The organism is Xanthobacter sp. BG11Y11_SDJG (genome assembly GCF_057364445.1).
In genome coordinates, this window is sequence record NZ_JBNFNU010000159.1 from 1 (window position 1) to 9068 (window position 9068).

General features: G+C 69.8%; 8 protein-coding genes and 4 pseudogenes. 7 read left to right on the top strand and 5 right to left on the bottom strand.

The features are described 5' to 3' along the window. Positions 1-375, top strand: a pseudogene (locus AC2W7M_RS13895) (CCA tRNA nucleotidyltransferase); the annotation flags it as partial. 52 nt (positions 376-427) lie between these two features. Here AC2W7M_RS13895 and AC2W7M_RS13900 read toward each other — a convergent pair. The 3 genes from AC2W7M_RS13900 to AC2W7M_RS13910 all read right to left on the bottom strand — a co-directional run bounded on the left by AC2W7M_RS13900 (position 428) and on the right by AC2W7M_RS13910 (position 2179). Then, positions 428-661 (bottom strand): YodC family protein, encoded by a 234-nt coding sequence (locus AC2W7M_RS13900; RefSeq protein WP_486132860.1) that lies wholly within the window; start codon positions 659-661, stop codon positions 428-430. 82 nt (positions 662-743) lie between these two features. Continuing rightward, the gene (gene hemF / locus AC2W7M_RS13905; protein WP_486132861.1) at positions 744-1673 is read right to left on the bottom strand and encodes an oxygen-dependent coproporphyrinogen oxidase; all 930 of its coding nucleotides are present in this window, start codon (positions 1671-1673) and stop codon (positions 744-746) included. Positions 1674-1705: 32 nt separating this feature from the next. Continuing rightward, positions 1706-2179 (bottom strand): tRNA (cytidine(34)-2'-O)-methyltransferase, encoded by a 474-nt coding sequence (locus AC2W7M_RS13910; RefSeq protein WP_486132862.1) that lies wholly within the window; start codon positions 2177-2179, stop codon positions 1706-1708. A 241-nt stretch (positions 2180-2420) separates the two neighbouring features. On the opposite strand from AC2W7M_RS13910, the gene petA reads away from it, so the two are divergent. The 6 genes and pseudogenes from petA (at position 2421) to AC2W7M_RS13940 (ending at position 8299) form a co-directional block, all read left to right on the top strand. Continuing rightward, positions 2421-2948, top strand: a complete 528-nt coding sequence (gene petA / locus AC2W7M_RS13915) for a ubiquinol-cytochrome c reductase iron-sulfur subunit (protein ID WP_486132863.1) — start codon at positions 2421-2423, stop codon at positions 2946-2948. 50 nt (positions 2949-2998) lie between these two features. Continuing rightward, positions 2999-4279 (top strand): cytochrome b, encoded by a 1281-nt coding sequence (locus tag AC2W7M_RS13920; protein WP_486132864.1) that lies wholly within the window; start codon positions 2999-3001, stop codon positions 4277-4279. A 149-nt stretch (positions 4280-4428) separates the two neighbouring features. Beyond that, positions 4429-5132 (top strand): annotated as a pseudogene (locus AC2W7M_RS13925) (cytochrome c1). Positions 5133-5303: 171 nt separating this feature from the next. Beyond that, positions 5304-5839: pseudogene (locus tag AC2W7M_RS13930) on the top strand (adenine phosphoribosyltransferase). Between the two features lie 354 nt (positions 5840-6193). Next, positions 6194-7120, top strand: coding sequence for a Gfo/Idh/MocA family protein (locus AC2W7M_RS13935; RefSeq protein WP_486132865.1), 927 nt, complete (start codon positions 6194-6196; stop codon positions 7118-7120). Positions 7121-7147: 27 nt separating this feature from the next. Beyond that, complete coding sequence (locus AC2W7M_RS13940; protein ID WP_486132866.1) at positions 7148-8299, top strand: DegT/DnrJ/EryC1/StrS family aminotransferase; 1152 nt, start codon at positions 7148-7150, stop codon at positions 8297-8299. Positions 8300-8466: 167 nt separating this feature from the next. Here AC2W7M_RS13940 and AC2W7M_RS13945 read toward each other — a convergent pair. After that, positions 8467-8646 (bottom strand): annotated as a pseudogene (locus AC2W7M_RS13945) (thermonuclease family protein); the annotation flags it as partial. A 26-nt stretch (positions 8647-8672) separates the two neighbouring features. Further along, entirely contained in the window at positions 8673-8804 is a 132-nt protein-coding gene (locus AC2W7M_RS13950) for a hypothetical protein (protein WP_486132867.1), read from the bottom strand. Positions 8805-9068 lie beyond the last annotated feature (264 nt).

Consider the following 9068-nt stretch of genomic DNA (forward strand, 5'->3'; position numbering starts at 1 on the left):
CTGCGGGAAAAGCTGAGGCTTTTCCAATGCGGAAGCCGGCCGCCTCGCGGCCCTGTTCCCGCCGCTTTCCCGGCCCCCGCCGATGCTGCGGCTGCCCGCCGGCTGGTCTATGAGGCGGGCGCCGAGGCGGCGATCGACCGGGCGCTGCTCGCCGAGGCGCGATGGGGGTTCGATGCGGCGGTGGCGGTGGCGACGGCGCGCCTCTGGACGCCCCCCCGCCTGCCCGTGAAGGCGGACGACCTGATGGCGCAGGGACTCCAGGGCCGGGCCCTGGGCGCGGCGCTGTCGCGGGTCGAAGACGCCTGGATCGGGGCGGATTTTCCCGATGATCCCACCCAAATCCAGGCCTTGGTCGTGCGCGCGCTCGGGCGCTGAAATCGCTCGGACTTCGGTGCCGCAGGGGCGTGCGGGCCGCGCGATGCGGCGCTCAGTCCTTGCGGTCCGCTTCGTCCTCGTCCTCGTCGTCGTCGTCGTCCTCGCTATCCGCGAAATCGTCGAGTTCGAGCGGCTCGACCGCCACCGCGGGGAGGGTCTGGGAGCGGAACTCGCCCACCTCGTCAGCGTACCAGAACACCTTCACCGCGTCGCCTTCGACGCCGACCACCGTCAAAGCCGGGCTTCCGGATTTGAGCTGCACGATGTCACCCGGTCCAAACGCCATGGCTTCCTCCCCGGATCGCGCATCCTTCGCGCGGTGCCTGAGGCTTAGCCGGGCTTCGTGACGGCCCGATCACAGCGCGCCGTCACGGCCACTTCACCACCGGCGGCATGGAGGAGAGGATGGAGTCCACATTGCCCCCGGTCTTCAGCCCGAAGATGGTGCCGCGGTCATAGAGCAGATTGAACTCCACGTAGCGTCCGCGGCGGATCAGCTGCTCCTCGCGCTCGGCCGCGCCCCAGGGGGTGGCGAAATTGGCGCGCACGATCTTCGGGTAGATGTCGAGGAAGCTTTCCCCCACCTGCCGGGTGAAGGCGAAGTCCTCCTCCCAGCCGCCGGTGCCGGCGGCTGCGCTGTCGAGATAGTCGTAGAAGATGCCGCCGATGCCGCGCGCCTCGCCGCGGTGCTTCAGGAAGAAATAGTCCTCGCACCACGCCTTGAAGCGGGCATAGTCCGCCACCGTATGTCCGGCGCAGGCCTCTTCCATCGCCCGGTGGAAGGCGACCGTGTCCGGGTCCTCCTGGGTGCGGCGGGCCATCAGGGTCGGGGTCAGGTCCGCCCCGCCGCCGAACCACGCCTTGGTGGTGACGACAAAGCGGGTGTTCATGTGCACCGCCGGAACGTGCGGGTTCGCCATGTGGGCGATCAGCGAGATGCCGGAGGCCCAGAAGCGCGGGTCCTCGGCGGCGCCGGGGATCTGGCCGCGGAATTCGGGCGCGAATTCGCCGAACACGGTGGAGGTGTGCACCCCCACCTTCTCGAACAGGCGCCCGCGCATGAGCGCCATGGTGCCGCCGCCGCCCGGCGCGCCGGAATGGTCGGTGCGATCCCAGGGCCGCTTCTCGAAGCGGCCGGGGGCGCCGGCATAGAGCGCGGGGTCGGCCGCGTCCTCCAGCGCCTCGAAGGCGGCGAGGATGCGGTCCTGCAGCGCCTCGAACCAGGCGCGGGCGCGGGCTTTGCGCGCCTCCAGAGCCTGCGGGCCGCCGCCGACGGGAGTATCCGATGGGGGGATCATGGGCGACCTCCTTGCCTGTTCCTGCGCCGCTTCTAGCGGGCCACGCCGGGAGAGGGAAATCCGCCGGTCTGGCGCAGCGCCTCGCCGAGCCCCATGGCGGCGCTCACCGCCACGTTCAGCGAGCGCAGGCCGGGCCGCAGGGGAATGGTCACGCGCGCGTCCGCCAGCTGGTGCACATCGGGCGGCACGCCCTGCGATTCGCGGCCGAACAGCAAAGCGTCGGTGGGGGCGAAGGCGAAGTCGGTGTAGCGGGTCTCGCCCGCCGTGGTGAACAGCACCAGGCGCCGGCCCTCCCTCCGGCGGGCGGCGTCGAAGGCCGCGAAAGACGCGTGGCGCACGAATTCGGCGGCGTCGAGATAGTCCATGCCGGCCCGGCGGAAGGCCGCCGCCCCCACCGGAAACCCCGCCGGCTCGATGATGTGCACCGGCACGCCGAGGCAGGCCCCGGTGCGGATGGTGGTGCCAGCATTCTGGGCGATGTCCGGACAGTAGAGGGCGAGGATCATGGGCAGCCCTGTGGTTCCTGCGCCGGGGCGCGGCCGCGCGCGGCGGCTTGACGGTATCTGCGGATTTCCATGCCAGGACGGCGTGCCGCACGGCCATCATCTGGACAAGATCGGGCGGGGGTGCAATTAGAGGCGCTCGAAGGTGGCGACAGGTGTCTTCAGCCGCCTCTCATGTCTGTGCGCGCCGTCCTGAGGCCGCGCCGCGCGGACGGAAGCGGATTTCAGGATCGGGGAAAGCGCCGTGGCACATACGGAGACGCAGGACACGACGACGCGTCGGGACTTTCTTTACATTGCGACGGGGGCCGTGGGCGCGGTGGGCGTCGCCGGCATGGTGTGGCCCTTCGTCTCCCAGATGCAGCCGGACGCCTCGGTGCTCGCGCTCTCCACCACCGAAGTGGACCTCTCCCCCATCGCCGAGGGCCAGATCGTCACCGTCCAGTGGCGCGGCAAGCCGATCTTCATCTCCCACCGCACTCCGGCGGAGATCAAGGCGGCCCAGGACACCCCGCTGTCCGACCTCAAGGACCCCCAGCCCGATTCCGCCCGCGTCAAGCCGGGCAAGGACCAGTGGCTGGTGGTGATCGGCATCTGCACCCATCTCGGCTGCGTGCCGCTGGGCCACCAGGGCGCCTATAATGGCTGGTTCTGCCCCTGCCACGGCTCGGCCTACGACACGTCCGGCCGCATCCGCGTCGGGCCGGCGCCGCTCAACCTCGAGCTCCCGCCCTACGCCTTCACCACCGACACCAAGATCGTGATCGGCTGACGCCTCCCGTCGCCCGGCGCTCGCCGCATCTATTTAAAGGGTTGGATCCCATGGAAGGACACTCCACCTACCAGCCGAAGGGCAAGCTCGCGCAGTGGTTCGAGAGCCGCTTGCCGATCGTCGGGCTGATGCATTCTTCGGCGGTTGCCTATCCGGTGCCGAAGAACCTCAACTACATGTGGACCTTCGGCGCGATCCTGACCTTCATGCTGGTGTGCCAGATCGTCTCCGGCGTGGTGCTGGCGATGCATTATGTGGCCTACGCGCCGGTGTCGTTCGCCCGCGTCGAGCACATCATGCGCGACGTGAGCTTCGGCTGGATGATCCGCTACATCCACGCCAACGGCGCCTCGATGTTCTTCATCGCCGTCTACATCCACATCTTCCGGGGCCTCTATTACGGCTCCTACAAGGCGCCCCGCGAGGTGCTGTGGATCCTCGGCGTCATCATCTATTTGCTGATGATGGCCACCGCCTTCATGGGCTACGTGCTGCCCTGGGGCCAGATGTCGTTCTGGGGCGCCACCGTCATCACCAACCTGTTCTCGGCCATCCCGCTGGTCGGCCAGACCATCGTGGAATGGCTGTGGGGCGGCTACTCGGTCGGTGATCCCACCCTCAACCGCTTCTTCTCGCTGCACTATCTGCTGCCCTTCATGATCGCCGGCGTGGTCGGCCTCCACATCTGGGCGCTGCATCACGTGGGCCAGAACAATCCGGACGGCATCGACGTGAAGAGCGTGGCGAAGGACACCGTGCCCTTCACCCCCTACGCCACCATCAAGGACACCTTCGCGATGGTGGTGTTCCTGATCTTCTTCTCCTGGTTCATCTTCTACATCCCGAACTATCTCGGCCACTCGGACAACTACATCCCGGCCAACCCGCTGGTGACGCCGGCGCACATCGTGCCCGAATGGTACTTCCTGCCGTTCTACGCGATCCTGCGCTCGATCCCGGACAAGCTCGGCGGCGTGCTGGCCATGTTCGCGGCCATCGCGGTGCTGGCCTTCCTGCCCTGGCTCGACACCTCCAAGGTGCGCTCGGCCAAGTACCGGCCGCTGTACAAGCAGTTCTTCTGGATCTTCGCGATCGTCGCCGTGGGCCTCGGCTATCTCGGCGCGATGCCTGCGGAAGGCGGCTACGTGATCGCCTCGCGCATCCTGACCGCCTATTACTTCATCCACTTCCTCATCATCCTGCCGGTGCTCGGCATCGTCGAGCGGCCGAAGCCGCTGCCGGCGTCCATCGCCGATGCGGTTCTGGCAAAGGGCGCCAAGGGGGGCGCGGCCGTGGTCACGGGGGCATCCGCTCCCGAGACCCGGGGCTGACGGGCGCGGAGAGAAAGCCAATGACCATTCGCAGCATTCTCTTCGGTGCCGCCGCGGCGGTGCTCCTCGCCGCTTCGCCGGCGCTCGCCGCCGGCGGCGAGACCCCGCGCCCCGAGCGCATGTCCTGGTCCTTCGCCGGCCCGTTCGGCATGTACGACCAGGGCCAGCTCCAGCGCGGCTTCAAGGTGTTCAAGGAAGTGTGCGCCGCCTGCCACTCCGCGAACTTCCTGTATTTCCGCAACCTCGCCCAGGAGGGCGGCCCCGGCTTCACCGAGGCCCAGGCCAAGCAGGTGGCGAGCGAATACCAGATCACCGACGGGCCGAACGACGCGGGCGACATGTTCCAGCGTCCCGGCCGGCTCTCGGACCACTGGCCGGCGCCGTTCCCGAACGACAACGCCGCCCGCGCCGCCAATGGCGGCGCTATGCCGCCGGACCTCTCGGTGATCGCCAAGGCCCGCTCCTACCATGTGGGCTTCCCGGGCTTCATCACCGACGCCTTCATCCAGTACCAGGAGCACGGCGTGGACTATATCCACGCGCTGCTCACCGGCTACGTGGACCCGCCGGCGGCGTCAACGTGCAGCCGGGCCTGCACTACAACACCTATTTCCCCGGCCATCAGATCGCCATGCCGAAGCCCATCAGCGACGGCCAGGTGGAATACACCGACGGCGCGCCGCAGACGGTGGAGCAGTATTCCGAGGACGTCTCGGCCTTCCTCATGTGGCTCGCCGAGCCGCATCTCGACACGCGCAAGCGCATCGGCTTCCAGGTGATGATCTTCCTGATCGTCTTCGCCGGCCTGCTCTACTTCACCAAGAAGAAGGTGTGGAAGAACGTCGCCCACTGACCGGGGCGGCCGGCGCCATCTGTACCAAGCGACCGAAGGGCCCCCCGCGGGGCCCTTCGGCCATTTTTCGGGGGGCCGGCGCGGGATGTTCCGATTTGCTGGCTGCCGGCGGCTCCCGTTTAATCGGGCGGCCACGCGCCCGCCCCTCCGAGCCGAGGACGAAAGCCGCCCATGACGCCCGACGATTTCGCCGCCGCCATCCGCACCATCCCGGACTATCCCAAGCCCGGCATCCTGTTCCGCGACATCACCACGCTGCTCGGCAATCCCCGCGCCTTCCGCCGGGCGGTGGACGAACTGGTGCAGCCCTGGGCGGGCGCGAAGATCGACAAGGTGGCCGGCATCGAGGCGCGCGGCTTCATCCTCGGCGGCGCGGTGGCGCACCAGCTCTCCGCCGGCTTCGTGCCGATCCGCAAGAAGGGCAAGCTGCCGCACCAGACCGTGCGCATGGCCTATGTGCTGGAATACGGCGAGGACGAGATGGAAATGCATGTGGACGCCGTCGCCCCCGGCGAGCGGGTGCTGCTGGTGGACGACCTGGTCGCCACCGGCGGCACGGCGGTGGGCGCGGTGAAGCTGCTGCGCTCCATCGGCGCGGTGGTGGAGGCCGCCTGCTTCATCGTCGACCTGCCGGACCTCGGCGGCGCCGACAAGATCCGCGCCATGGACGTGCCGGTGCGCACCTGGTGGCGTTCCCGGGGCATTGATCGCCGCCGCAGACGGTATCGCTTGGCCGCGACGGTAACACGGGGACGCAATTCTTGAATGGATGGGGGCCTCCGGAAGGCTTGGGGCGCCTCGCTTCCGCCCCGAAGGCCGTGCTAGGGAGGCGCGAGTGGTGGATGTCCGCCGCTCGCACCGGCAGTTGGCCGCAGGCGCCGGAGCGGGGCGCCGCCCCCGCCTGCCGGCCGGATCACGATCCGCCCGGAAGCGCCCGTCGAGACGCCCGCCGGTGCGGCAAGGCTTGAGAGAGCTGGACCTTTAAAGAGGGCTGACATGGCTCACACGGCAGCGCCCGACCGGGCGCGCCCCCTTCGCGTCGTGTCACGGGCATCGGCATCATGGGCTCCAACCACGCCCGCGTGCTCTCCGCCATCGGCGGCGCCGAGCTGGTGGCGGTGGCCGACCCGGACCAGGCCCAGGCCCAGCGGGTGGCGAGCTTCCTCGGCTGCCAGGCGGTGGGAAGCCACGCCGACCTTCTCGCCCTCGGCCTCGACGCCGTGGTGGTGGCGGCGCCCACCCACCTGCACCACCCCATCGCCCTCGACGTCATCGACGCCGGCTGCGCCGTGCTGGTGGAAAAGCCCATCGCCTCCACCGCCGCGGAGGGGCGCGAGATCGTCGCCGCCGCCAAGGCCAAGGGCGTGACGCTGATGATCGGCCATGTGGAGCGGTTCAACCCGGCGGTGCGCGCGGTGAAGGACGCGATCCGCGGCGAGAACATCCTCTCGGTCGCCTTCACCCGCGTCGGCCCGTTCCCGCCGCGCATGTCCAATGTGGGCGTGGTGATCGACCTCGCGGTGCACGACATCGACCTGATCCGCTGGATCACCGACAGCGAGATCGTCGAGGTGCAGCCGCAGACCTCCGCCGCGCTCGCCGAGCGCGAGGACATCGCGCTCCTCCAGTTCCGCACCGCCTCCGGCGTGCTCTGCCACATCAACACCAACTGGCTCACGCCCTTCAAGGCGCGCACGGTGCACGTGGCCACCGCCAAGAAATACGTCATCGGCGACCTGCTGACGCGCCAGGTGACGGAGCATTTCGACTACCGGCCGGACGGCTCCTATTCCACCCGGCATCTGCCGGTGGCCTATGCCGAGCCGCTGCGCGCCGAGCTCGAAAACTTCCTCTCCGCCGTGCGCGCGGGCGCCGCGCCCGAGGTCACGGGCGAGCAGGGCGTCGCCAGCCTCGACATCGCCATCTCCTGCCTCGCCGAGCGCGCCGAGGCCCGCGCGCGCTCGCGCCGCCGTGCCGCGGCGGGCTGAGCCCATCCGTCCCTCCGAGGAACCTTCATGACCGCTTCCGCGACGGCGCCCGCGCCCATCGCCTTCATCGACCTTGCCGCCCAGCGCGCGCGCATCGGCGCCCGCATCGATGCGGCGGTCGGGCGCGTGCTCCAGTCCTGCCGCTTCGTGAACGGGCCGGAGGTGACCGAATTCGAGGAGAAGCTCGCCGCCTTCGCCGGGGCGAAATATGCCGTCTCCTGCTCCAGCGGCACGGATGCGCTGGCGCTCATCCTCATGGCCTGGGGCGTGAAGCCCGGCGACGCGGTGTTCTGCCCCGCTTTCACCTTCTGCGCCACCGCCGAGGTGGTGCCCTATCTCGGCGCCACCCCGGTGTTCGTGGACGTGGACGCCGACACCTTCAACATGGACCCCGAGAGCCTGACGCAGGCGATCGCCGTGGCGATCGAGCAGGGGCTCACCCCCCGCGTGGTGATCCCGGTGGACCTGTTCGGCCAGCCGGCGGACTACGACGCGCTGCTGCCCATCGCCGAGGCGCACGGGCTGAAGGTGCTGTGCGACACCGCCCAGGGCTTCGGCGGCACCTGGAACAACAAGCGCACCGGCTCCATCGGCGATGCCACCGCCACCTCCTTCTTCCCGGCCAAGCCGCTCGGCTGCTACGGCGACGGCGGCGCCATCCTGACCGACGATGCCGACCTCGTGGCGGTGCTGAAGAGCCTGCGCGAGCACGGCCAGGGCGTCGACAAGTATCAGAACGTGCGCATCGGCATGACGGCGCGGCTCGACACCATCCAGGCCGCGGTGCTGCTGGAGAAGCTCGCGGTGTTCGACGAGGAGATCGCCGCCCGCGAGAAGGTGGCGCGGCGCTACAACGCCCTCCTCAACGACGTCTGCCGGGTTCCGACGGTGGACAAGCGCGCCACCTCGGTGTGGGCGCAATACACCATCCGCCTCGCCCCCGGCCGGCGTGACGCGCTCGCCGAGGCGCTGAAGACCGAGGGCATTCCCACCGCGGTCTATTACCGCCTGCCCATGCACCTCCAGCCCGCCTACCGGCACTATCCCGCCGCCGGCGCCATCCTGCCGGTGTGCGAGATGCTGGCGGAGGAGGTGATCTCCCTGCCCATGCATCCCGACCTCGATGAGGCGACCCAGGATCGCATCGTCGGCGCGGTGCGCCGGGCGCTCGGGGCGTAAGGCGGCGTGGGCGACCCGCGCGCCTCAGCGTCGATGGTCGGCCCGATAGTCAGACGGCCGCTGGAAACCGCCGGCCCACAGGCCGCGCTGGGCGGCGCGCGCCTCGGCTCCTCCGCCTGGTAGGCGCCGAAGGCGACCGCGAGGCCCTGGCGAACCAGCAACGCGCCGAGATCAGCGCCGGCCACCGTGCACAGCGCCAGCGGGCGGTCGTAATCGTCGCGCGCCGAGAAGGTGCAGGCCACCTGACCCTGCTTCAGCGCCGCCGCGAGCGCGGCCTTCGCCTCCCGTCCGCAGGGCCAGTCCTTGCCGTCGCGGGTGCAGGTCTGGGCCAGTTCCGGCGCGTCCATGCCCTTGAGGCGCACATGCTCGCCGTTCAGCACCAGGGTGTCGCCGTCCGCCGCGCGGGCGCGCCGGAGATGTCCTCCTTGAGCAGCCAGTCCGCCAGCACGGCGAGGCCGGCGAGCAGCAGCACGGCGAAGACGATGTCGAGGCGGCGCAGGCGCATGGTCCGGAGTGGTCTTCCCATAGGCGGATGCGGCGGCCGGTCGCCGCTGGCGCCATGAGGTCGGATTCGCCGCCGCAGCGCAATCGGTGGAGGAACGGTCCGGCAGCTGGCGCCGTTAACCGATCGTTAACCCTGCAGGCGGACGGTGATCGCGGATATGCGCGCTCCCGCGCTGGCCGGCTCCGGCCCGCGCGGGCCGCGGAGGGCTTCGCCCCATGAGAGGCACGCAACGTCGCCCACTGGCGGCCCCGCAACCGGGCCGGC